This is a genomic window from Levyella massiliensis, from assembly GCF_000308275.2.
Classification (GTDB): domain Bacteria; phylum Bacillota; class Clostridia; order Tissierellales; family Peptoniphilaceae; genus Murdochiella; species Murdochiella massiliensis_A.
The window spans coordinates 467,195-492,202 of the sequence record NZ_HG529490.1; the positions used below are offsets into that span (position 1 = coordinate 467,195).

The following is a 25,008-nucleotide window of genomic DNA, read 5'->3' on the forward strand; positions in this document are numbered from 1 at the left end:
AAAATGGATGTACCAATGATTCTGATCGCGTTGATTATTATTGCCGTCGGTTTTACTGCACAAGCCTATATTCGAAGTAATCTGAAACACGCTGGCCATATTATGGATCGAGACAAAGACTTTATGGAATATGCAGAAATTTTTACATTTTCACCGATTTCGCCGGAGCAAATGAAGACAGCGCTTGAGTCGGTCGATTGGAAGGCACAAACAAGCTTTGTTCTGTCCGGAAACACAAATCTGGTTCGGCTGAACTATGGAAATAAGATTTCCGCCTCTCTAACCTGTGTAGAACAGTCAGAACAAAAAACGGTTTATCAGTTTCAATTCACCGGATGGGAAGTCTATCATGGCGTCGTAGAAGATGACATGATCATGAACGGTCTTTTAACGACCGTTGAAAAATTTTTTCTGCAATTGGATTCCAATACGCAGGTCACGACAAAGAAATTGGAAGTGCATACGAAGCGAGACTTTATTTAAGGGAGGCAGGGAATGTATAATTCGGGGGCTGTGATTCTCTTCATTGTTTTTGTAATTGCGATGATGGTTCTTTGTAAATTTGCCAGCAATGCGATTGGCGGCATTTCAGACCACGTGAAAGACGCAAAGGATCGGGCAGCCGGAAAGTATGAGGAATCGAAGTCGCAAAATTTGCGCGATCGATTTAAGTAAAAGTATTAGATTTCGAGGTATGCGATGTATTGTACGAATTGTGGTAAGAAAATTCCGGACGGGAGCAAATTCTGCCGCTATTGCGGCATTGCCGTCAGGAGAAAAAACGGAGGGATGGGGTCGTTTTTCAGACGATATTGGCGTTTTTTTATCGTCGGTTGTTTCGTTGTCCTTAGCGGAACATTTCTGTTTCACTGGCTGACGGGTCCAAAATACACGCTGGCGGATGGCTATCAACGGATGACCAATAGCGAACGGATTCATGTCTCGTTGCATTTGGAACGTGTGAATGGTGTCGATCTATTGGACGATGAGATTTGGCTTTTTCGCGACAAGCATCGGTTGATTCAAAAAATCATCGATGGTCGTATCATACAGGCGGGATATACCTTTTCCGACGATAGCCGGGTCGGCTATTATAATTCGGAAGAAAAACAATTGAGCGCTTGGTCCACGAGAGAATCTTCGTTGCGCCCTCTTTTTTTTAAAGAGCGTCAGGAAATGAATGTGGCCATTCCCTTGTTCTATCGCTTACTTTCCCGCTATAATATACACTTTGTTAATGAAAATGAGGATCAAATTGACATTGATGGAACCACTGATATCGCCGGTTTTGACTGGAGCGAACAGAAAAAGCGCCCGGAGGCTTACGAGAAAAGCGTGAGTGCACTGAAATTGCTGTTGGAGGCGATGCAGAAGAAAAACATCGTTTCCCTATTGGGGCGGATGGACCAAAAAACGGAAAAGTTTTTTACGACGGAAGTTTTACCGGATGGAAGCCGTCTGAAGCGGGCACCTTTTTATTCAGTGTTAGATGCGCTGCTCTTGGACGATGAAGGCCTCACTGCACTAAAAAAGAACTGTGCGGCCAACATCGATAAAATTTTAGGCGTGCGAAAATACCAATTTTTTATAGACCTACTGGTCCGCGAGTGGAAAGAAAATCGAAATGCTCTCCTTTCACTGCAAAACGAGGATACCTGGATTGTGGAGGTCCGATTTGGATCCGATGGCACTCTCCGTTCTTTAACCATGCGTGAAAATACGAAGGAAAAAAACATGGAGGCGCCCAATATCACGCTTTGTTTCGACCAGGAAATAGGGGCGATTCAGCCCATGTTAAAGGCTTTAAATGCTGAAAAAGATCCATCAGAAGACAAGGGCATGGTACCGGAACGAGAGGAACTCCCGGAGCGTACCAACTTTTATTGGTTTTTCCAATGGTATTTTCCGGATGCTTTATTGCCTTAAAATCGACCTATTTGCCAATGCGGGATTGCATTTGCAAATGCGTTTTGATAGAATAATCGAGTACTCTTTCTCAGAGGACGGCTCTCCGACCGCCTCTTTGATAGGAGCGAATTTTTACAAAGGAGAAAATTATGTTAACAAAAGAAAAAAAGCAGGAAATTGTCAAAGAATTCGGTAAGAATGAAAAAGACACCGGTTCCTCGGAAGTACAGATTGCTCTGTTAAGCTATCGTATTTCGGAACTGACAGAGCATTTGAAGACCCATGAGAAAGACAATCATTCTCGTCGCGGCCTGTATATGCTGATCGGTCAGCGCCGTGGTCTTCTGAATTATTTAAAGAAATTGGATATCGAAAGATATCGTGATTTGATTGCACGTTTGAATTTGCGTGGCTAAGAGAAAAAGAGTGCTTCGGCACTCTTTTCTTTTTTTTTGCGCTTTTTTAGCTTAGACCTTGCGCTTAAAGTACGGCTTTCGCGTAGGGAATCTTTGGAATCATAGATTATTTAACATGCTTTTGATATACTTGTACAGTCTATAACAGGAACCTCGTCGAAGACGAAGGGTGAGTGTTCATCTAGAAATTTAGGAGGAAAGAATGAAAGAATTCGATTACCGTTCTGAGGTAACGAACAATGCCTTCCATGTCACCATCGGTAAGGTGGCAGAACAGGCAAACGGAGAATGCATATTGCGCGCAGGAGACAGCATCGTCTTGACCACGGCTGTCATGAATCGCAATGTTCGCGAAGGACAGGACTTTTTCCCGCTGACCTGTGAATATCAGGAAAAACTGTATGCCGTCGGACGGATTCCGGGCGGCTACATTAAACGAGAAGGACGCGGCTCCATGGAGGCAACGCTCAATGCGCGCCAGATGGATCGACCGATTCGTCCGCTTTTCCCCGAGGGTTTTAAGAACGATGTGCAGGTGATTGCTACTGTTCTCTCCGTTGCACCGGAAGATCCTCCCGAGATTTTGGCCATGAATGGTTCTTCTTTGGCGTTAAGTTTATCGGACATTCCTTTCGACGGACCGACAGGCGCCGTTATCGTGGGCTATATTGATGGCAATTATGTCATTAATCCGTCGGAAGAAGAGATGGAACATTCGGAATTGAATTTAACCGTTTCCGGCACGGAAGACGCCATTATGATGGTGGAAGCCGGTGCGAATGAACTCAGTGAAGAGCAAATGCTGGGCGCCATTCTCTACGGTCACGAGGAAATCAAATCCATCTGCCGCTTCTTCAAGAAGATTGTGGCAGAGGAAGGCAAGCCGAAATATGAATTTGTGAAACATGAGCCGGATGCCCAGCTGCGCGAGCGTGTCGAACGCTTCTGCAAGGATCGCCTGATCCAGGCACTGCGCTCGGACAATAAGATGATCCGCGAAGACGGTATTTCAGAAATTAAGAAAGAAACCTTCGAACTTTTTGAAGCGGCTGATGCTGAAATTTTCCCGAGCATTCGCAATGACATTGATGCCATTATGGAGGAGATCGTTCGTAACGAAGTCCGTCGTCTCATTACTGAAGATAAGGTACGGGCCGACGGTCGTGCCATGGATCAAATCCGCCCCTTGAGTGCGGAATGTGGATTACTTCCGCGTGCACACGGTTCCGGTCTCTTCAAGCGCGGTCAGACGCAGGTTCTTTCCGTTGTGACGTTGGGCGGTCCGCGCGATGTACTCTATATCGATGGATTACACCAGGAAGAAGTGGTGAAGAGCTACTTCCACCAATACAATTTCCCGCCGTTCAGCGTAGGCGATACCAAACCGTTGCGTTCGCCCGGCCGTCGCGAGATTGGACACGGCTTCTTGGCAGAGCGTGCGCTCTTGCCGGTATTGCCGGATTCCACAGAGTTCCCGTACACCATTCGCGTGGTTTCTGAGGTACTGAGTTCGAACGGATCCAGTTCTCAGGCTTCGATTTGCGGTTCTACGCTGTCCTTAATGGACGCCGGCGTGCCCATTAAAAAACCGGTAGCGGGTATTGCCATGGGCCTGATTAAAGAGGGCGAAAACATGTCCATTCTTACCGACATTCAGGGTCTCGAGGATCATCTGGGCGATATGGACTTTAAGGTAGCCGGCACCAAGGATGGTATTACCGCCTTGCAGATGGATATCAAAATCGAGGGAATCGATAAAGAGGTCATGGAAGTTGCCCTTGCGCAGGCAAAAAAGGCTCGTGCCGAGATTCTAACGGTGATTACCGATTGCATTGCCGAACCGCGCAAGGAGCTTTCGAAATACGCGCCGCGCATTCTGGCTTTGGATATTGATCCCGAGAAGATCCGTGAAGTCATCGGCAAGGGTGGCAAGACCATTAACGGTATTGTTGAAGCCACCGGTGCCTCCATTGATACGGCTGATGACGGACATATTACGATTACGGCTCCCGACGGCGAAAGTGGCGAAAAGGCCAAGAAGATGATCGAAGAGATTGTTCATGACGTCGAAGTCGGTGATGTTTATGAAGGAACCGTCGTACGGCTTATGAAGTTTGGCGCATTTGTCGACTTAGGCGGCAACAAGGAAGGCATGATCCATATCTCCAAATTGGCGCATGAACGCGTCGAGTCCGTGGAGGATGTGGTGGAAATCGGTGACAAGGTCAAGGTAAAGGTCATCGAAATTGACGATAAGGGCCGCATTAACCTTTCGCGTAAAGCACTGTTGCCGCGTCCGTAAGGAAGGCAATCAAAGCTCTATTTGAGAAAAATGAGACGACAAGGGACGGGAAGAAACACTTTCCCACGCCCTTGTCGTCTTTTTGTTAGGCGGTTATGTTATACTTAAGGGCGGGTGAGGAGGAAGCATGGCAAATCGAACAAGACGCGATAAAAAGCGAACGCAGGATGAAAAAATTCAGTATTTAATGGTTGCCAGCTTTATAGCCCTCATTATTGGCGCGGCAACCATTTATTTCCGTGCGCAGACCGGCTGGTTTGGTCGTGTAATCGGAGGCGGCTTTTTCAAGCTATTCGGTGTCACCGCATATGCCGTTCCGCCGCTTATTTTATTGTTTTTAGTGGCCGGCGTAGTGCATGCGTTGCACGGGAAACTCCTTCGTACCCTTCTTTATCTGGTCGCCTTGTTTTTCTGTATCAGCATGCTATTCAGTGTCAGTGATCTGCCTTTAGCTTCGTTTCAGACGACCGTAGCGTTGTCGGCGGAACGTGGGGAGATATTGCGCGGTGCCGGCATGCTTGGCGGGGTATTGAGTTTTGTATTTCGACGTTTCATTGGAGAAATCGGACTTTGGCTGCTCTTTTCGTTTGTCCTGTTCTTCTTCGTGTTGCATTTATTCGACGTGAAGTTGTTGGAGTTTTTCAACATTGTTACGCAATGGATTGCTGCAGGATGGTCAAAGGCGGGGGATGTACACGCTTCTCTGCAAGCTTCTGCGGAAAAGCGGAGGAATGACAAAAGAGAACGTGAAATCACTGAACATCGTGCAGATTTCTCACGCAATCGACATGACGAGGTCGTGGAACAGATCCCTGAAGCGGAGAATCGTCGTTTTCATCCGGAACCTCTATTCGAGGAAGAAACCCTGGAGAATGATTCGTCAGAAACGGCACCCATTCGCATCAAAAATTATAACGACCGTACGTTAAGCGCCGAAAAAAAGACATCTCTATCTAAGGCGGAACCGCTGGCAGATGTGCCTTCTAAGGCGACAAAAGAGGACGAGAAAGACAAAACGGAGGACGTCCAAGATTTTGGCACGTCTACTGATGTAGCCGATGAAAAGACGTATATTACGCCTCCCATTGCGTTGTTAAAAACGGGAGAACAATCGGGCAGTGCGAGTACAGAAAATTTGGAAGAGCAGGCGCGTAAAATTGAAACGACGCTTGATTCCTTTGGAATTGAATCGCGTGTCGTGTCGATTCAGCGCGGACCAACTGTGACGCAGTTTGAGTTAAAACCGCAAGCGGGCGTTAAGGTCAGTCGCATTACGAATTTAGCGGATGATTTAGCGCTGGCGCTGGCTGCCCAGGACATTCGCATCGAGGCGCCGATTCCCGGTAAACCTTACGTGGGCGTGGAAGTGCCAAACAAAGTGTCGGATACGGTATGGCTTCGGGATATTCTGCAGAGCGATGCGTTTATTCGTTCGGATTCGGGCATTCCAATCGCTTTGGGACAGAGCATTGACGGAGATCCCGTCATAGCAAAGATATCTAAAATGCCGCATTTGCTCATTGCCGGCGCAACCGGCTCCGGTAAATCCGTTTGCATCAATACGATTATCATGAGCATTCTGTACAAATATGCTCCTTCAGAGGCGCGACTGATTCTGATTGACCCGAAGGTCGTGGAATTGTCGGTCTATAGTGATATTCCGCATCTTATGATTCCGGTTGTGACGGATCCGAAGAAAGCCGCCCGTGCGCTCTATAAGTTGGTAAAGGAAATGGAGCGTCGTTTTCGCTTGTTTTCGCAATATTCCGTACGCGATATCGGCGGATATCGGGAGCAGCAGAAAATTGACGAATCGATGGAGAATCTGCCATACATTGTTCTGATCATCGATGAGTTATCCGATTTGATGATGGTGGCCTCTAAAGATGTTGAAGCACACATTACCCGTCTGGCACAGATGGCCCGTGCTTGCGGCATTCATTTGATCATTGCTACGCAGCGTCCTTCGGTGGATGTCATTACGGGTACGATTAAGGCAAATATCCCATCGCGCATTTCGTTTGCGGTTTCCTCTTCTGTGGATTCGCGCACGATATTGGATCAAAGTGGTGCGGAGAAATTATTGGGCAAGGGCGATATGCTCTACTATCCCTCGAATTTTCCCAAACCGAAACGTGTACAAGGGGCGTTTGTTTCGGATGCGGAAGTTTCGAAGGTAACGCAATTTTTGACGGATCAACATACCGTCTCCTATGACAAGGATTTGGTTGCCTCGATTGAAAAAGAAACAGAAGTTTCGCGTGACGACGAGGATGCGCCGCAAGACGCTCTGATGGATGAGGTACTGGAATTTATCAGCCATGAAGAAACCACCTCCATTAGCGGCTTACAGCGACGTTTCCGCATCGGCTATGCACGCGCGGGACGCATTATTGATGAGTTGGAAGCGATGGGAGCTATTTCATCGCAGGATGGATCGAAGCCGCGAGAGGTGTATCTGCATGAATCGTCGTGGCAGGAGGATGAGGATGAATCTGCCGAATAAGATTACGATGGTACGGATGGGACTGATCCCTTTTTTCGTTGCAAGCTATCTTTACTTGACGCCGAACAGTGTCATTCCCGCTTTACTGTTTATCATTGCTTCTGTAACGGATTTTCTGGATGGTCATATTGCCCGCAGTCGGCATTTGGTGACGACCTTCGGCAAGTTTATGGATCCTTTGGCGGATAAGGCGTTGACGCTATCAGCGTTTATTTTGCTGGTAGGTGGCGGACAGATTGCCTCGTGGGTTGTCGTCATTATTGTGGTGCGCGAGCTCATGATTACCGGTTTTCGCACGATTGCCGTATCCAATGGCGTAACCATTGCCGCTTCTATCTGGGGAAAATACAAAACGACGTTCCAAATGCTGGCTATCATCGTGTTGCTGATGGAAAACAATTGGCTGTCTTTCTTAAGACCATTTCCGGTGGCGAACGTCTTGGTAGCGCTCGCTGTCATTTTCACCATTCTCTCGGGAGTGGATTATCTGTGGAAAAATCGGGAGATCCTAGATCTCCAAAACATGTAACAGGAGGCATTATGGCCATTGCAAATATGAATCAGGAAGATAAACAAAAGGCGTTAAAGCTCGCCTTCAGTAAGATTGAAAAGCAGTTCGGCAAAGGTGCGATTATGCGCCTTGGCGAACAGCCGGTACAAGAAATTGATGCCATTCCGACCGGTGCGATCAACTTGGACTTGGCGCTTGGAGTGGGCGGATTACCGCGCGGACGTGTGATCGAGATTTACGGTCCGGAAAGTTCCGGTAAAACCACTTTGGCGCTTGAAACTATCGCGCAGGCTCAAAAACTGGGCGGTATTGCCGCTTTTATCGATGCCGAACACGCGCTGGATGTCGGTTATGCACGTCGTTTAGGTGTGGATACGGATAATCTTGTACTCTCGCAACCGGACGATGGGGAATCGGCGCTGGAAATTTTGGAAAGTCTGGTGCGCTCCAATGCTATCGATGTGGTGGTTTTGGACTCGGTGGCTGCGCTGGTGCCTCGTGCAGAGATTGAAGGCGAAATGGGGGACACCCATGTGGGTCTGTTAGCTCGTCTGATGAGTCAGGCCTTGCGTAAATTAACGCCGGTGGTTTCAAAATCTAATACGACGGTTATCTTCCTAAACCAAATCCGCCAAAAAATCGGCGTCATGTACGGGAATCCGGAGGTGACGACGGGCGGTGTTGCGCTTAAATTTTATTCTACGATCCGTATGGAAATTCGCCGTGGCGAACAAATAAAGGACGGAGAAGAAGTCATTGGCAACCGTACCAAGGTTAAGGTTGTCAAAAATAAGGTCGCTCCTCCATTCAAGCGAGTGGAGTTTGATATTATGTACGGGACGGGGATCTCAAAAATCGGAACCCTGCTCGATACTGCTTTTGATCTGGGGATTGTGGAACGAGCCGGCGCCTGGTACAGCTACGATGGTGAACGACTCGGCCAGGGACGCGAAAACTCTAAGAATTTCATTGCGGAGCATCCGGACTTGCGCAAAAAAATGGAAAGTGAATTGCGCGCGACTCTCCATGATCTGGCTCAACCGAAGGGAGAAGATGAAGCAAGCGCGGGCGACAGTCAAAGCAACCCTTCATCCGCTTCCAACAATCAAGGAAGTGAAACCTTTACGTTGGACTGATTAAGGATTTGTAAAGAAAATTTTACGGAAAGGAGGTAACTATGGATTATATCTATCCCATTCTGGCCTTCCTGGCAGGTGCCGTAATTTTCTTCTTTGTCGGTAATAAGTATCGTATGGATCAGAACCGAGCCAAGATCGGTTCGGCAAAATCTCTGGCCGATAAGATTATCGATGATGCCAATCGCGAAGCGGAAACATACAAAAAAGAAGCTTTGTTGGAGGCAAAGGAGGAAATTCATCGCATGCGCGATGAACAAGAGGCACAGTATGTGCGCCGTCAAAACGAATTGCAAGATACGGAGCGCCGCTTAAATAAGCGTGAAGACTTGCTGGACGATAAGAGCGCACAAATGGAAGCGCAGGAGAAGAAACTGGCCGAAGACCAGAATCGATTAAAGGGAAAGGAAACGCGTGCTGATCAGTTGATCGCTCAGCGCCAAGAGGAGCTGGAGAGGATTGCCGAATTAAATCAGGCGCAGGCACGTGAATTGGTACTTGAAAAAACCCGTGAAGATGCTGTGCATGAACGTGCACAAATTCTGCGGGAAGAAGAAGCCAAAACGCGTGATGAAGCGGAAAGCCGCGCACGGGAAATTATTACCCGTACGGTGCAACGCTATGCCTCAGATTTTGTGGCAGAAAGCACAGTCACGGTGGTTCCTTTGCCGAATGACGAAATGAAGGGACGCATCATCGGTCGAGAAGGGCGCAATATTCGTGCCTTTGAACAGATGACTGGTGTGGACCTGATTATCGATGATACACCGCAGGCTGTTGTCCTGTCGTGCTTTGATCCGGTACGTCGTGAAAAAGCGCGTGTCGCCTTGGAGAAGCTCATCGTTGATGGGCGTATTCATCCCACTCGTATCGAAGAGCTCTATCAGAAAGCGGAGCAGGAAGTGGATCATGCGATCCGTGAAGCTGGCGAAGCGGCTGTGGATGAAGTCGGGATTCGCAACATTCATCCGGAAATTGTCAAAACGCTGGGTAAACTGAAATATCGCACGTCCTACGGTCAAAATGCGCTGAAGCATACGATTGAGGTAGCCCAGCTTGCCGGCATGTTAGCAACGGAACTCGGCGCTAATGTGAAGATTGCGAAGCGAGGCGCCTTGCTACACGATCTCGGTAAAGCGATCGACCATGAAATCGAATTACCCCATGTGGAGCTTGGTGTTCGTATTGCCCAAAAATATCACGAGAGCAAGGAAGTGGTGCACTGTATTGAGGCGCATCATAATGATGTGGAACCGGCAACGCTTGAAGCATTTATTGTACAGGCTGCCGATGCCTTGTCAGCGGCTCGTCCGGGCGCTCGTCGCGAATCGACGGAGAATTATATCAAGCGTTTGGAGGATCTGGAGGCAATTGCCAAATCCTTCCCGGGCATCGAACAATCCTATGCCATTCAAGCCGGCCGCGAAATTCGTATTGCGGTAAAACCGGAAGAAGTATCAGAGGATAAGATGGTCATTCTGGCGCACGATATCGCTCGAAAGATCGAAAGTGAACTGGAATATCCGGGACAAATTAAAATCAATATTGTGCGTGAAACACGCGCCACTGATGTAGCAAAATAGTTTCATTGCCCCTTTTTCTATGGACATTCTCTGTAGAGAAAGGGGCTTTTTCTGTGCAATAGAATAAAATAGGTTAAAATAAAAGGACATCAAAGCGAAATGAATGTGCAGTAAGGAAGGGTAGCGTGCTGGCTTTTTTTCAACAATTTGCAGTTTTTGCGTTCTTGGCTGGATTTGGTTTTTTTCTGGCGCGAAAAGGAAAACTCTCATCGACAACCACCAACGAGATGAGTCAGATTCTCATTGCGTATTTTTTGCCGATATTGCTTTTTCACTCTTTTTTGCGTCCCTTTGATCCCGATGAAGCGCTATCCCTAGCTGGCATTATGTTGTTTACGGCCTTAGTACAATTTCTTTATATTCTGCTCTCCCGTCTGATTTTCGGGAAAGAACATCCGATAGATCGTTTTGCGGTCATTTTCAATAATAAGGCCTTCGTGGGCATTCCCATTGCTACAGCGTTCTTTGGTCCGAAATGCGCCTTTTACATTGCTCCATCGGTTGTGATGTCCAATCTTCTCATCATTTTATACGGCTCACGTCTGTTGGATCCCAATGCCTCCAAAAGCTTGCCATCGGTAAAGAGCATCGTGAAGCAACCCATATTTTTATCGTTCGTTGGAGGTTGGCTCTTCTATCTGCTGCAGGTGCCCGTTCCGGAAATCGTATTGCGTCCCATTTCGGCTTTGGTAGCGATTAATTCTCCCTTAGCCATGATCATACTCGGTGCCTTTATTGCAGCCAAACCGCTCTCCGGCTTATTCAAAACGAAGCGCGTATGGTTTGTTGCCTTTATACGCTTGGTGGTACTTCCCATTGTGCCGTTAGTACTATTGATCCTATTTCCCTTCGGATCTGTCGAGTTGCGTATGGTAACCGTCGTTGCCTGGAGTTGTCCGACTGCCAACAACTTAGCCATGCAGACAAAAATCTATCATCTGGACACCTATTATGCGTCGCAGATTATCGTGGTAACCTGTCTGGGCTGCGCAGTGACCATTCCTTTCATCATGATGTTGGCAAGGCTATGGATTCATTAATGAAAAAGGGATTCAGCTAAAAACAACTTTCCCGAAAGGGAATACCGTTTTTCCGTTTTATTTAATTTTTTAAGGTAGGAAAATCCGTCAAAAAAACAGTACTTTTTGTGAAAAAGTGAATTTGTACTGTATAAAATCGGCAGCAATTACAGTGCTTTTTTCGATAACGCTTGTTTGTACTGTATAAAATTGGCACCACATACAGTACTTTTTTCGATTATGTCTTTTTGTACTGTAAAAAATGCGATAAAAATACAGTGCAAATTCCAATAATTGCTAAAAGTACTGTATTTTAGGACGTAAAACTACAGTACTTTTAGGTGAAAAGGAATTTTACACTGTAAAAGAGGCTTAAATTCTACAGTACTTTTCATCGATTCTCAAAGAAGTACTGTAAGTCTGCTAACATGAAGAACAATTCAGATGATCCGTTTGGGGTGTTTCTATTGTGGCGGCCGATTTTCTTTATTCGCATCCCGATACCGGCGATACTCCGCCTCTGTGAGGGCTTTATCATGCGCATGAAGCGTTTGATGGCAATGCGGGCAACGCGTAGGAAGGGGAAACATGCGCTTTCCGAGATGGTGGAGGCAGTGGGGGCATCGCCACTTCGTATAATCTAGGGCAGCAGCCGATCCCCACAAGAACAGAAAGCCTGCAAGGGGAATCCAAGGATGAACGCCTACCGGGGGAAAGAGCGTGAAAAATAGCGCTACGGTTCCCAGCACGCGCAACAGGAGACTAATGCTTCTTACCCAAGAAAGACGCATCAGAGTGCCTCCTCATGTCCTACCGATACTGCTGATACTGTTCGAGCCTTACTTTGCCGTTCATTACGGATCAAAACAAATAGAAACATGAGTCCGGCCAGGCTTAAACAACACCCTTCCCACAGCATGGGGGTGTGAAACTCCATCTCCAGTTTGTGAGTGCCGGGCGTCACCGAAATCGCTGTTAATGCATTCAAGACCTTCTTTGTAGGGACAGAGCGTCCATCCAGCTTTGCGCTCCATCCTTCATCATAAGGAAGGGTTAAGAGCAAGTAGGGCGTATTTTCTGTCGCTTCAAAGGTACCGGAAAATGCCGTCGAATGAAACGATGTTAAATGTAAGCCATTCTTTTTCTGATATGCCACGGCATCCTTCAGCGCATTCTCATCCAATTCAAATAAAGCGACGTGATTGAGACGAAAACTATCTTTTTTGCGATGCATCTGAATCGTCAGATCCTGTGTTTTCTCGGATTCGTTGGCAGCGGAGACGTTCAAGACTTGCGAAGTGGATACACTGCCGGAGCGTTTGTTTTCGATTTGCTTATTGTTCAGGAACACAAATGAATTGTAAGAATTGAACGTTTCGGAGATGGTCATATACGCCGAAGCATTGCCGGACGTATGCACCTTGTATTTAATCTGTGCATGCTCGTCCTTGTTCGAGGATATTCTGCGATAGGTAGCCAGCTCCGTGCTGTGTTCATCTTTTTTCAGATTAATGAATTGTGGCTTTTCAAGCGGGCGGCGTACAAAATAATTGAGTTTGCCTTCCGCCTTCCCATCCAGCATATTTGCCAGATAATCCTGCAAATCGATAGGATTTTTGCGACCGATCTCAAAGTTTCCGAGCTCTTTTTCCGCCACCATGCCGAAAGGCATGCACCATGGATTTTCATAGACGCGAATCCAAGGATGCTCTGTTTTTAAGGTCATGTTTTGAATATCGGGGCGATGTGTTTTTGGCTTATAGACCGAGTCTTCGCCGGCAAACGTCGGCGTATTTTCCTTATCTTTTCCGGCCAGATAATAACGAATCCCAAAGAATGCATCGGTAAATTTTGTTGCATTTCCGCCGGTGGTCGATGCACGACCGCGTGAAAAGCCAAGACTTGAGAGCAATTCAATGGTGTTAAATTCATAGGTGGAATTGAAGTGCGTCAATCCGCTAATGCCGAAACGCATGCCGTCGTTACTGTCATGCATGAACGTTTTTTCAACACGATAAAATGTATTTGCCTTCGGACGCACGTCTTCTAGAGCTTGCTGCATATTTTGATGAAATGCTGCAAATTCAGTACGTCCTTCATAAGTGAAGCAAGCAGTGTAGACACAAGCGTTGGCAGAAATTTCAAGCAGGGAGAAAAGAAGCAGCATGAAGGAAGCTGTCCTAAGCATTTTTTTCTCCGCCGTCCAGCGTACCAAAAGAACCAGATATACGATCGCCAATACGAAAGTTCCTGCCAGATGGTAGAGGGTTAGGAAGGAAAAGGCCTTGTCATCCGTGTATTTTCGGTAGGCGAGATAGCCTAAAAGAGCAACGAAGCTAACAAGTGTTATAGAAAGTTGCACCAAGGAGACACGGCGCATCCGCATAAACCCACGGAATGCAAGGAGTACGGTAAACAGGCAGAAGATCCACGAAAAGCGATAATTGTACCAAATGGGATATTGGAAACCGTGCCAAAATACATTGAGCAGGCGAAAATTCATTGATACCAGTAAGAAAGCCGTCAATAGGAACGAAGTAATGCGTTCTCGCACCGATACGCGTGCATTAAAGAAATAGAAAAACAATAGAATCGTGCACAAGGTACCGGAATAGATATTGGCATAGCCATTGGACACTTGATCATAGTCAAAGGCAAACGGAATCAGGCGAGACAACGGGTCGGCTAAGGGATACTGAAAAGTCGCCTTGGCTACAACTTGATCTTGATAGGGCCCCTTACTGAGCAAAAGTGAATAAAGATTGGGGAGCAACAGCCAAGCGGACATGGCTACAGCAATACCCGAAAAGAGAACAAAAGAAAAATACTTTTGCACACAGGTTTTTATCCAATTACCCGATTTCATGCCGTTCGGACGCGGGCGACGAATGAGGGACCAGAGGGCATAGAAGCCGAGAAAAACGCAGAGCATGTAGGCCATATAGAAATTCATCAAAATGGTCCACAATAGCAAAAGAATGTAGGGTATCGGACTTTTCCCATCCAACAAGCGTTCCAAATAAAGCAACACCAACGGCGCCATGTAAAGCACATCCAACCACATGACGTTTAAAAGATTCGCCATGGAAAATGACATCAGGGCATAGAAGGAAGCAAATAATAACGTCCGCCAGTCATCGCCATGTTCGCGACGGGATAAAAAGAGAGCAAAAAAAGCACCGGAGAGTCCGATTTTCAGCACTTGGATGAGTTCAACGGCCAAAGGCATTTGAGCCGAGGGGAAAAGGAAAAACAAAAAGTTTAACGGGCTCATTAAATAGTAGGCGTCGGTAGCACTCATTAATCCGCCCGGTCCTTTGGTGAAATTGTAGAGCAGGCTGCCGAAATCTGAAAATACGTGCTTATACGCTTCAAAGAAGCCAATGTACTGATTGCGCAAATCCACGGCTAGGGTGGTTTGATCTCCAAAAGGGAAAATGCCGGCATAGATAAATGCCGGCAATAAAAGGAGAATCGGTACCAAAAAACTCATCAAAACGAGAAATTTAATATGAGAGGATGGAGATTGCCCCTTTTTATGCACGCGAAGAATTCCTCGGCGCTCTCGTTTTATCAGCGTTCTATAGTACGACATATGGCCTCCCTACATTATGCTTGCGGTTTAAAGCTGTCCCGCAACGTTACGATACGATTGAAAATGCGTTTCTCAGGGGTAGAATAGTGACGATCCTCACAGAAATAGCCTTTGCGCATGAATTGATAACGCGTGTCGTCCGGATGCTCTTCGGTAAGCCAAGGCTCCACAACGGCATTGGAAATCACGGTTAAAGAATTCGGGTTGATGAGGTCGCGATAATCTGCCTCTTCCGCATCAGGATTCTCGACAGAGAATAACGGCTCATACAGGCGCACTTCTGCAGTAACGCCGTGCCGTACCGGTACCCAGTGAATGGTTCCGCGTATCTTTCTGCCGTCGGCGGCGTTTCCGCCAAAGGAGTCCGGATCATAGGTAGCGTGTACTACGGCAACTTCACCGTTTTCATTCAATTCGTAATCCGTTGCCTTAACAATATAGGCATTTTGCAGACGCACTTCATTGCCGGGGAAGAGACGGAAGTATTTTTTGGGAGGATCGATCATGAAATCTTCGCGTTCGATCCAAATTTCACGGCTAAAGGGAACCTGATGCGTTCCCATGGAGGGATCCTTAGGATGATTAGCAATCGTGCAAATTTCTTCCTTATCTTCCGGATAGTTATCGATCACCAAACGAATTGGATCCAACACAGCCATGGCACGCGGCGCATGCTCGTCCAAGTCCTCGCGCACGCAATAATCCAAGAAACGGGCATCCACCATGCTGTCGGTTTTTGTCATCCCGATGCGTTCACAGAAGTTGCGAATGCTCTGCGGCGTAAATCCGCGGCGACGTAACCCTTGCAAGGTTGGCAGACGCGGATCATCCCAGCCATCCACCAAGCCTTCCTCGACGAGTGTTCTTAATTTGCGCTTTGACATAACCGTATTAGTCAGATTCAGACGTGCAAACTCAATCTGACGCGGACGATGGGGCATATCCGTATTTTCGACCACCCAGTTATACAGGGGGCGATGATTTTCAAATTCCAACGAGCAAAGCGAATGCGTAATTCCTTCCAAGGCATCTTCAATCGGATGCGCAAAATCATACATCGGATAGATGCACCATTTGTCACCCTGGCGATGATGATGCAGATGGGCAATACGATATAAGACCGGATCGCGCATATTGATATTGCCAGATTCCAGATCAATCTTAGCACGCAATGTTTTTTCACCGTCTGCAAATTCCCCGCGGCGCATCCGATCAAAGAGATCCAAATTTTCCTCGACGCTGCGATCACGACAAGGACTGGGTTTACCCGGCTCCGTCAGTGTGCCGCGATATTCACGCATCTCCTCCGGTGAAAGATCATCTACGTAGGCAAGACCTTTACGAATCAACACCTGCGCGGCTTCATACATGCGATCGAAATAATCCGAAGCAAAATAGAAACGATCACCCCAGTCAAATCCCAGCCAATGGATGTCTTCTTTGATCGATTCAACAAACTTAGTTTCTTCTTTTAATGGGTTTGTATCGTCCATACGCAGATTGCAAATACCGTTATATTTTAGAGCCGTGCCGAAATCCATATTAATTGCTTTGGCATGACCGATGTGAAGGAAACCGTTGGGTTCCGGAGGAAAACGGGTCACAATCTGTTTTCCGTGTACACGTCCGCCTGGGGCGGATTCTTCTTCAATAATTTGATGGATGAAGTTTGTCGTCTCAAAATCCATGGGATCCTCCTTTTGCAGTTACAATGGCTTAATTATAACATTAAAATAGGGATGGCGTATATTCGACTTCAGGCCAAAGAGACACGTGAAAAGTTCTAGAGAAGAAAACGATTTATAAAAATTAGACAGAAATTTATTTCGAGTATAGCTACTTTGCCGCCTATTCTATATATCGTGGGGAAACTCAGCGTACGGTTCTGCACAATACGGAAGCGAGCATCCGCAACGATGAGGAAAGAGGCGAACTTGCTAATTTCTACAACGAAACAGGCATTAAGTGACTTTCCTTTAACGCCTGAAGGCCATATACTATATATGGCTTGATACAGAAATAGTCATGCCTGTAAAACCGTTTTTATAATAAGATCTCTAAGAGATCAACAATTGGAACAGAAAGGAATGATATGAAACCCATTCAAGTTACCAGTGAGATTAAGCCTCTAAGGAAAGTCTTAGTTCATCGCCCGGGCGACGAACTCAAGTACCTGACACCGGATACGCTCGGCGAGCTGCTGTTCGACGATATTCCGGATTTAACGAAGGCACAAAAAGAGCACGATGCCTTTGCGGATATTCTTCGCAAAGAGGGCGTAGAAGTGGTATACCTCGAAGATTTAATGGCGGAAACCCTGGATGCAAACGAGGGCCTTCGCGAGAAATTCATCGATGAATACTTGGATGATGCGGGTATCCATACCGAAACCTATCATAATATTCTGAAAAAATTCTTTGCCGGTATTAAAGACACCAAAGAGTTCGTCATGAAGACCATGGCTGGTGTTTCCTTCAAAGAACTGGGCGACATCGAAACAAACTTCCTGATTGATGAATTGGAACATCCTTACCTGCTCGTCAATCCGATGCCGAACCTCTACTTCACCCGCGATCCGTTCGCCTCGGTTGGCAACGGCGCTGTAATCAATAAAATGTTCTCCGTAACCCGCAACCGTGAGACCATCTATGCGGATTACATCTTCAAATATCATCCGGAATACAAGGGACAGGTTAAAGACCTCTACGGACGTCACAATCACTTCCACATTGAGGGCGGAGACGTCTTCAACGTAGATGAAAAAACGCTGTTCGTTGGTATTTCTCAGCGTACGACGGCTGATGCCATCCAGAAATTGGCCATGAACCTCTTCTTCGAAACGGAAGGCAATAAGATTGAACGCATCTTCGCATTCAATATTCCGGTATCCCGTGCATTCATGCACCTTGACACCGTCTTCACGATGATCGATCACGATGCCTTTACGTATCATCCGGGCATCACCGCAACACTGCGCGTGTTCGAACTGACGAAAGACGAAGCAAAACATGACGTCAAAATCGAAGAACACAAGGGCTCCTTGGGCGAGATCCTGGCCGGCATTTTGGGTATTGAAAAAGTTCGTCTGTTCCCGTGCGGCGGTGGCGATGACATGGCTGCTGAGCGTGAACAGTGGACCGATGGTTCCAACACCTTGACTCTTTCCCCGGGCAAGATCGTCGTTTACAAGCGCAACTTCGAGACGAACAAGTCCTTGAAGGAAGCCGGATTTGAAGTCATCGAGCTTGATGCAGACAATCTGACGGTTGGTCGTGGCGGCCCGCGCTGCATGTCCATGCCGCTGGTTCGTGAAAACTAATTGTTAAAATGAATATGGTCTGCTAATGACTCCGTAAGCCGGTACTGCCTGTGGCGTACCGGTTTGCGGTTTCATTGGAATTGCATTTATTAATGAAATTTGGTATGAATAAAGGAGATACTATGAGCAAAAAAAGGATTGTTGTGGCCTTGGGCGGTAACGCTCTGGGCAGCACGCCGAAGGAGCAGTTGGAGCTGGTGAAACAGACGGCTAAGACCATCGTGGATCTGGCAGAAAACTATGATGTGATTATCGGTCATGGCAACGGCCCCCAAGTCGGTATGATCAACAACGCCATGTCCTTTTCCGCCGAACACGGCGGCAACACACCGGCTATGCCTTTCCCGGAATGTGGGGCAATGAGCCAGGGTTACATCGGCTATCATCTGATTCAGTCCATTCAGGCGGAACTGGCCAACAGAAAGCAGAACGATCGTCAAGTGGCTTGTGTCGTCACACAGGTTGTCGTGGATGAGAAAGATCCTGCTTTTAAAAAGCCGAGTAAGCCGATCGGCAGCTTCATGGATAAAGAAGCAGCGGATAAATTAGCCGCTGAAACCGGTTATACCTTTGTGGAAGATGCCGGTCGCGGTTATCGCCGTGTCGTTGCCAGCCCGTTGCCCAAGAAGATTGTTGAATTGGGTGTGGTCAAACAATTGGTAGAGCTTGGCGACATCGTGATCACCGTCGGTGGCGGCGGCATTCCTGTTGTCGAAGAGAACGGCACCTATCGCGGTGTTCCGGCGGTCATTGATAAGGATCGCTCCTCTTCTCGTTTGGCCTTGGATATTGAAGCGGATATGCTCGTGATTTTGACAGCTGTCGATCAAGTGGCGATTAACTTCAATACGCCGGATCAGAAGGGCCTCGACACGATGAATGTCGAAGAAGCTAAGAAGTACATTGAAGAAGGGCAATTTGCCCCCGGTTCCATGCTGCCGAAGATTGAAGCATGCTTAGATTATGTCCAACAACGTGAAGGCGGCAAGGCGCTGATCACGTCTCTTGCAAAAGCAAAAGAAGCGTTGGAAGGAAAGACAGGTACCGTGATTACGAAGTAACCTGTCAGCGAACGAACCCTCGCGGTTCGAAGAAATTATTGAAAGGAGTTCATTATGGCTGATATGAATAAACAGCCGAACGCCGAAACGATGCCAGCTAAAAAGAAGCGTCATTCTTTATCTGCTTTTACCATTCTGGTCATCATTCTTGCCGTTCTTTGCATTATTTCTTTCTTTTTGAACGGTGCTACCATCAGCGATTCCATTATCAAGACGTTGGATCCGGGAAAATATCAGGATTTACTCGATATTGTGGATGAGGGCAAACACGTCACCGTTGTAGGTGCCCAGGTAAAAGACTTTGTTATGGCTATTCCGAACGGCTTTACGAATGCTTCCGATTTGTTGATGTTCATCATCGCTTTGGGCGGATTCCTGAACATCGTTATGAAGACGGGCGCTTTGGAAGCCGGTATCAACGCGTTGGTTCATAAGATGCACGGCAAAGAGGAAATCCTCATTGTTGTCCTGATGTTCCTGTTCTCGTTGGGCGGAAGCACCTATGGTATGGCCGAAGAGACCATCGGTTTCTACGCCTTTATCACCTCAGCAATGGTTGTGGCAGGCTTTGATACGGTCGTCGCTCTGTCTACCGTTTTGGTCGGCTCTGCTGCCGGTTGCTTGGGCTCCACGATTAACCCGTTTGCTACGGGCGTTGCTATTGCCGGCTTGAAAGCCAGCGGTATCACCCCGAACAGCGGTCTGATCTATCTGATCGGTGGCATCCTGTGGCTGGTCGTGATTGCTATTGCTATTGCCTTTACACTGCGCTATGCCAAGAAGGTGAAGAGAGACAAGGGATCGACGATCCTGTCTTTGCAAGAGCAAGAAACCATGCGTGAACAATTCGGTGAAGAAGATCCGAATGCACACATTGAATTCACCGGTCGTCATAAGGCGGTCTTGTTCGTCTTTGCCATTACCTTTGTTGTTATGATCATGTCCCTGATTTCGTATCAGGAGCTCGTGTTCCATGGCAATGAAGAAGCATACATGGCTGCTTTCGGTTGGACCGACAAATTGACAGGTCTGCCGCTTGGCCAGTGGTACTTCTTGGAATTGGCGGCTTGGTTCATTCTGAGCTCCATCGTGATTGCTATCATCGGCGGCTACAGCGAACACAGCTATGTTGAAAGCTTCATTGATGGTTCGAAAGACCTTCTGTCCGTTGGTATCATTATTGCTGTATCCCGTGGTATCACAGTTGTTATGGGCGCAACGCACATGGACTTCTGGATCTTGGATCAGTGCACACGCTTGCTGCAAGGCGTTCCGGGTGTGGTCTTTGTCCCGCTGTCCCTCGTGGTTTATATCCTGTTGAGCTTCCTCGTTCCTTCGACTTCCGGCTTGGCCGGCCTGTCGATTCCGGTTATGGGCGGCTTGGCAGCACAGTTGGGCTTCAACCCGAACATCATGGTCAATATCTTCACTGCCGGTTCTGGTGTTGTTAACATGGCAACGCCGACCTCCGGTGTCGTTATGGGTGGTGTGGCAGCATCGCATGTCGAGTATGCGACCTACCTCAAATGGGTCTTCAAGCTGCTCGTTATCATTGCTGTGGCTTGCGCGATCATTCTGACCGTTGCTGAAATGATTTTCTAAGACAAGACGTAACGGATCCTTGCTATCCGTAAAAGAGAGGGGAGATTTCCCCTCTCTTTTTTTGTCTGCTGTCAATACATTTTGGCGAGGACTCTTCACCATGCAGAGAATATCTTCTTTCCCCTTTGGGTATATAGATGGCAGGTTCGAAATCGAAAGGAGACACCATGCAGGGACACTATGATGATTTTTGGCGTCTGGAGACTGATACTACCATTGCCGAAGAAAAGGATGGCGCCTATACTTTTGAAGATACTGTATTTTGGGGTGAAAAGGGCGGTATGCCATCGGATCGCGGTACGATAAACGGGTTACCGATAACGGATCTTATCTGGAAAGATGGCGTACTGTGGCATCGCGTGGATGGGTCTCTCTCTAATCCCATTCATATGCAGGTGGATCCTGATACGCGTCTTACCAATACAGCAGCACAAAGTGCCTTGCATCTCGTGGATGGTTATGTGAAACGCAAGGGGATGGAACCCGGTGCTGTTGGCGTGCATGAAGGCGATCAGTGGTACGAAATCCCGCAGGATACTATCACCGAAGAAGAACTGGACGACATTCAAGAGTACATGAATCAAGCCATTTTGGCCGACGTACCGGTGACTTTTACCTACATTCCCGGTAAAGAGTATCCGGATCCTGCTTACCAGGATTTGGAACAGGTTCGAATCGTTAAATTTGGCACTTTCGATGAACAGCCGTGCGGTACACCGCATCTGCACAGTACGGGGGAGATTGGAAGCTTTGTCATTACGCATGCCGAGAAAACCTCGCGAGGCGTGCGCATCCACTGTGTGATCGGTCCGGCAGTAGGACGTGCCTTAAAAGACGATGAAACAACACTACAAACCTTGGAAAAAACGTTGAAGGTGAGCCGTAAAGAGCTTACCGAACGTGTCCGTGCCTTGTTCCTTTCGGAACATGAACAAAAAGATACGATCAAAGCCTTGCAAGAAAAATTGGCGGGCTATGAAGCCGATGCCTTAGCAAAAGACGATGCTCCGGTCATCGAATTGCCGGATAAAGACGGCGGAACACTGCGCATTCTGGGGCAGAAGATCGCTTTTGAGCATAAAAAGTCGAAAATTCTTGTTTCGGAAGTCGATGGAAAATGTGCGTTGGTATTTGCTTCGGCAGAGGGAAAAGCTAGAGATTGGCTCAATGTCGTAAAGGAAAGCGCACAAGTACGCGGAGGCGGTTCACCGCAATTGGTAAACGGACAGTCTGCACTGTCGGCAAAGGAGCTCATGCCAATACTAAAAGAAGCATTCGATGCATCCTTAACGTAAAACAAAAAAAGGCTCCCCATCGGGAGCCTTTTTGATGAGAAAAAAATCAAGAAATCGAAGCAAATTCATTATATTCGATGGTACCGTCTGCCTTTTGGTAATGCACGCGTTCTCTAAGTTCTGTCGGTGAGGCGGAAAAATGCTTACGGAAATAGCGATAAAAGGTCTTTAAGGTTTTAAAGCCGACGGACATAGCAATTTCTGTCACTGACATATCCGTTCGCACCAGTAGCTCGGACGCTTTATTCACCCTAAGCCATGCGATAAAATCTGAGGCGGAACGTTCGACATAATAGAGGGTAACGCGGTTCAACTCGGCCAGTGTGAGATGGTATTTTTCCGCAATGGACTGGGGAGTGGTGAGGGGATCTTCATAGTGGCGGAGGATGTCATTGACTACCTCTAAGGCAACGGAAGATTCGGACGTTTTTAAGTGCGTCTTTTTCTCAATGGCGGCACAGAAATTCGTGCGAAATTCATTGGGCGTCATATCTTCCATGCTCTTAAACGAGTGCACCAGATGCGCAGCATCGTTCATGCCAACCAATTGTGCAATTTCCTGCAGATTAAAATCGGTATAGGTCAAGAGATCCATTGCTTTATAAACGCGCATCGAAGTAATGAGTTCCTGGAACGTATAGCCCAAAGTTTCCTTCAATCGCTTTGCGATGGTCGATTGGCTGACATAGAAGATCTTATTGAGGCGACTGAGGGTGATTTTTTCAGAAAGATGACTATATAAATAGTTTAAAAGATCGCCGATGAAAAAGCCCTCCGTTTCACCGTCTTTGCTTTTATCAGAGGTTACGGTATTTTGGGCAACGGCATCTTCGGAAACAGATTTTTCCAATGCGCGATTATATAAAACTAAGAGTTCCACCACCAAAGAGACGGTATAAATTTGTGTAAAATTTTCGACAGGAACAGAATGGGCGCGTTCTGAAAATACACTTTCGATACCGACTTCATTGCGCAACCGTTCAATGATATCTTCAATGCGTTTGCCGTCATTCACGCCAAGAGAAATGACCGGATGCTTACGCATAACCTTCCAGAGCTTAAAAAATTGTTTATTCGGATTATAATCGGAGCGAAGATACAGATTCATGAAATTGAAGTTATAGATGATGCGTTCGGCAGTAACAGGCCTTCGCACCGCAACAATTTGCGTCACATCCCAGGGGAGGATGGCAATCATGGAATGTTCTGTCATCCTGTACTCTTCACCGTTGATACGGATGGTCGCGTCGCCTTCTCGAATATATAAAAAACGGCTCATGCTGTGGATCAACATCATGGTCGGTTCCTGATATACCTCTTGATCATAACTGGCCACGCGTTCCGGGGTGAGCAAGGAGGTGAATTTTGACTGCAGCATACTAATACTCATAGGTTCTCCTCTTTAAGGTCGGTCATTTTTATGCCGATCTATTGTACAATCTTGTAACCACAGTATACTTTTTTTAAGGATAAAGGGCAAAAAATTTGTTATTCGTGAAGTTCTATGCTATGATGCATTCAGTGAGTGCCATTAGCTCAGCTGGATAGAGCGTCTGGCTACGGACCAGAAGGCCTGGGGTTCGAATCCTCAATGGCACGTCATAGAGTCGCATCGCGTATGCGGCTCTTTTTTATTCGTTTAGAATTTGTTTCATACTTTATATGACAAATCGTTTTCCTTTCAAAAAGGAGCTGACAGTCATCCATTTTATTTTGAAAAATCGGATAGCAATAGCCGATTGGTTATGATGAGATATCACGATTCGAATTGACAGAAAATAGAGCTTTAGAAATAATCAAGTTAAATTGAACTAAAGGAACCAAAGAAGGAGAAATACTTTATGGTAAATCATCAGGCAAAAAAGTTTCGAAAATTGCTGTCGGAAAACGAATTCCTAACACTTCCCGGTGTTTATGATTGCTTGTCGGCAAAGATCGCCGAAGAGTCGAAATTTCCTGCACTTTTTCTTTCCGGTGGAGCATTAGCTTATAGCCGTATCGGTAGACCGGACATCGGGTTTTTAAGTTTATCGGACTTTGCGGACACAATTATGCATATTACAAGCACTGTGACAATTCCGCTTGTCGCTGATGCGGATGCAGGGTTTGGCAATGCCATTCATTCTGCCAACACTGGAAAAATATATGAACAGCTCGGATGTGCCGGCCTTCAAATTGACGATAAAGTTCTTCCCGCACTTCGTCCGGATAAGGATGAAATATTGGACTGGAATTTAGTCGCTCCAAAGATTAAAGCTATTCGCTCGGCAGTGAGCGAAGAATTTGTAATAATCTACCGCACATGTGCGAACCTATACGGCTATGGCATTGAGGAATCTATTACACGAATCAATTCCGCAAAAGAAGCAGGAGCCGATTATGCCTATGTTGACGGAATTAAGTCCACGGAAGAACTGCATCGCGTTGCAAAGGAAGCAAAGATTCCTTTGATGGTCAACTTAAATGAAAAGGGTTATGTTGGAGGAAATATTGCGCCAAAGGATGTCGCTGTTTTAGGTTTTAGCATTGGTTTGTTTCCGATTTCCTCCATGCTGGCAGCTTCGGAAGGTATGTTTGAAGTTTTAAACGAGCTTGCACAATCCGGCTCAACCCTTGCTGTACGTAGCCGAATGACTGATCCGCCGACAAAAGTACATGCCATGATGGGGCAGTTCACGCTGGTTGAGGAGTTTGCACCGTTTTATCAATAATTAAGCAATTACGATGCTTCTAGAGAAAATGGAAAGGACAACAT

The 25,008-nt window shown here is 46.8% G+C and carries 19 protein-coding genes, 1 tRNA gene and 1 pseudogene; 18 read left to right on the forward strand and 3 right to left on the reverse strand.

The features are described from left to right. The first annotated feature begins 3 nt into the window (after positions 1–3). From BN98_RS02180 to BN98_RS02230, 12 genes and pseudogenes are all read left to right on the forward strand, one after another. A complete protein-coding gene (locus tag BN98_RS02180) occupies positions 4–483 on the forward strand; it encodes a hypothetical protein (RefSeq protein WP_019189960.1) in 480 nt (159 codons plus the stop codon). Positions 484–495: 12 nt separating this feature from the next. Continuing rightward, a complete protein-coding gene (locus tag BN98_RS02185) occupies positions 496–675 on the forward strand; it encodes a hypothetical protein (RefSeq protein ID WP_019189959.1) in 180 nt (59 codons plus the stop codon). Positions 676–699: 24 nt separating this feature from the next. After that, positions 700–759, forward strand: a pseudogene (locus BN98_RS08725) (zinc-ribbon domain-containing protein); the annotation flags it as partial. 30 nt (positions 760–789) lie between these two features. Continuing rightward, positions 790–1,926 (forward strand): hypothetical protein, encoded by a 1,137-nt coding sequence (locus BN98_RS02190; RefSeq protein WP_019189958.1) that lies wholly within the window; start codon positions 790–792, stop codon positions 1,924–1,926. 131 nt (positions 1,927–2,057) lie between these two features. Further along, positions 2,058–2,324: a 30S ribosomal protein S15 gene (rpsO, locus tag BN98_RS02195; protein ID WP_019189957.1), complete on the forward strand. Its 267-nt coding sequence runs from the start codon at positions 2,058–2,060 to the stop codon at positions 2,322–2,324. A gap of 202 nt (positions 2,325–2,526) precedes the next feature. Continuing rightward, positions 2,527–4,626, forward strand: a complete 2,100-nt coding sequence (locus tag BN98_RS02200) for a polyribonucleotide nucleotidyltransferase (protein ID WP_019189956.1) — start codon at positions 2,527–2,529, stop codon at positions 4,624–4,626. Between the two features lie 127 nt (positions 4,627–4,753). Further along, positions 4,754–7,132, forward strand: a complete 2,379-nt coding sequence (locus BN98_RS02205; protein ID WP_019189955.1) for an FtsK/SpoIIIE family DNA translocase — start codon at positions 4,754–4,756, stop codon at positions 7,130–7,132. After that, on the forward strand, positions 7,116–7,661 hold the full coding sequence (pgsA, locus tag BN98_RS02210) for a CDP-diacylglycerol--glycerol-3-phosphate 3-phosphatidyltransferase (protein ID WP_019189954.1): 546 nt from the start codon (positions 7,116–7,118) through the stop codon (positions 7,659–7,661). The genes BN98_RS02205 and pgsA overlap by 17 nt, the downstream gene beginning before the upstream one ends. Before the next feature lie 26 nt (positions 7,662–7,687). After that, the gene (gene recA, locus BN98_RS02215) at positions 7,688–8,779 is read left to right on the forward strand and encodes a recombinase RecA (RefSeq protein WP_052332311.1); all 1,092 of its coding nucleotides are present in this window, start codon (positions 7,688–7,690) and stop codon (positions 8,777–8,779) included. 41 nt (positions 8,780–8,820) lie between these two features. Continuing rightward, entirely contained in the window at positions 8,821–10,362 is a 1,542-nt protein-coding gene (gene rny, locus BN98_RS02220; RefSeq protein WP_019189952.1) for a ribonuclease Y, read from the forward strand. Positions 10,363–10,487: 125 nt separating this feature from the next. Beyond that, the gene (locus BN98_RS02225) at positions 10,488–11,402 is read left to right on the forward strand and encodes an AEC family transporter (RefSeq protein WP_019189951.1); all 915 of its coding nucleotides are present in this window, start codon (positions 10,488–10,490) and stop codon (positions 11,400–11,402) included. Between the two features lie 407 nt (positions 11,403–11,809). Beyond that, a complete protein-coding gene (locus tag BN98_RS02230) occupies positions 11,810–12,025 on the forward strand; it encodes a hypothetical protein (RefSeq protein WP_040942509.1) in 216 nt (71 codons plus the stop codon). Between the two features lie 146 nt (positions 12,026–12,171). On the opposite strand, the gene BN98_RS02235 is transcribed toward BN98_RS02230, so the two are convergent. Together BN98_RS02235 and BN98_RS02240 are read right to left on the reverse strand one after the other, a co-directional pair. Continuing rightward, positions 12,172–14,976 (reverse strand): YfhO family protein, encoded by a 2,805-nt coding sequence (locus BN98_RS02235; RefSeq protein WP_019189949.1) that lies wholly within the window; start codon positions 14,974–14,976, stop codon positions 12,172–12,174. Positions 14,977–14,990: 14 nt separating this feature from the next. Further along, the gene (locus tag BN98_RS02240) at positions 14,991–16,664 is read right to left on the reverse strand and encodes a glutamine--tRNA ligase/YqeY domain fusion protein (protein ID WP_019189948.1); all 1,674 of its coding nucleotides are present in this window, start codon (positions 16,662–16,664) and stop codon (positions 14,991–14,993) included. A 404-nt stretch (positions 16,665–17,068) separates the two neighbouring features. Between BN98_RS02240 and BN98_RS02245 the strand changes: the two genes are divergently transcribed. The 4 genes from BN98_RS02245 to BN98_RS02260 all read left to right on the forward strand — a co-directional run bounded on the left by BN98_RS02245 (position 17,069) and on the right by BN98_RS02260 (position 22,253). After that, entirely contained in the window at positions 17,069–18,295 is a 1,227-nt protein-coding gene (locus BN98_RS02245; protein WP_019189947.1) for an arginine deiminase, read from the forward strand. Between the two features lie 122 nt (positions 18,296–18,417). Then, entirely contained in the window at positions 18,418–19,356 is a 939-nt protein-coding gene (arcC, locus tag BN98_RS02250) for a carbamate kinase (protein ID WP_019189946.1), read from the forward strand. Between the two features lie 54 nt (positions 19,357–19,410). Next, positions 19,411–20,958, forward strand: a complete 1,548-nt coding sequence (locus BN98_RS02255; RefSeq protein WP_019189945.1) for a YfcC family protein — start codon at positions 19,411–19,413, stop codon at positions 20,956–20,958. A 167-nt stretch (positions 20,959–21,125) separates the two neighbouring features. Next, on the forward strand, positions 21,126–22,253 hold the full coding sequence (locus BN98_RS02260) for an alanyl-tRNA editing protein (protein WP_019189944.1): 1,128 nt from the start codon (positions 21,126–21,128) through the stop codon (positions 22,251–22,253). Between the two features lie 46 nt (positions 22,254–22,299). Here BN98_RS02260 and BN98_RS02265 read toward each other — a convergent pair whose 3' ends face one another. Beyond that, positions 22,300–23,643 (reverse strand): helix-turn-helix domain-containing protein, encoded by a 1,344-nt coding sequence (locus BN98_RS02265; protein ID WP_019189943.1) that lies wholly within the window; start codon positions 23,641–23,643, stop codon positions 22,300–22,302. 135 nt (positions 23,644–23,778) lie between these two features. Here BN98_RS02265 and BN98_RS02270 point away from each other — a divergent pair. Both BN98_RS02270 and BN98_RS02275 read left to right on the forward strand, forming a co-directional pair. Further along, positions 23,779–23,852 (forward strand) — tRNA-Arg (locus BN98_RS02270). Positions 23,853–24,094: 242 nt separating this feature from the next. Next, on the forward strand, positions 24,095–24,964 hold the full coding sequence (locus BN98_RS02275; RefSeq protein WP_019189942.1) for an isocitrate lyase/PEP mutase family protein: 870 nt from the start codon (positions 24,095–24,097) through the stop codon (positions 24,962–24,964). Positions 24,965–25,008 lie beyond the last annotated feature (44 nt).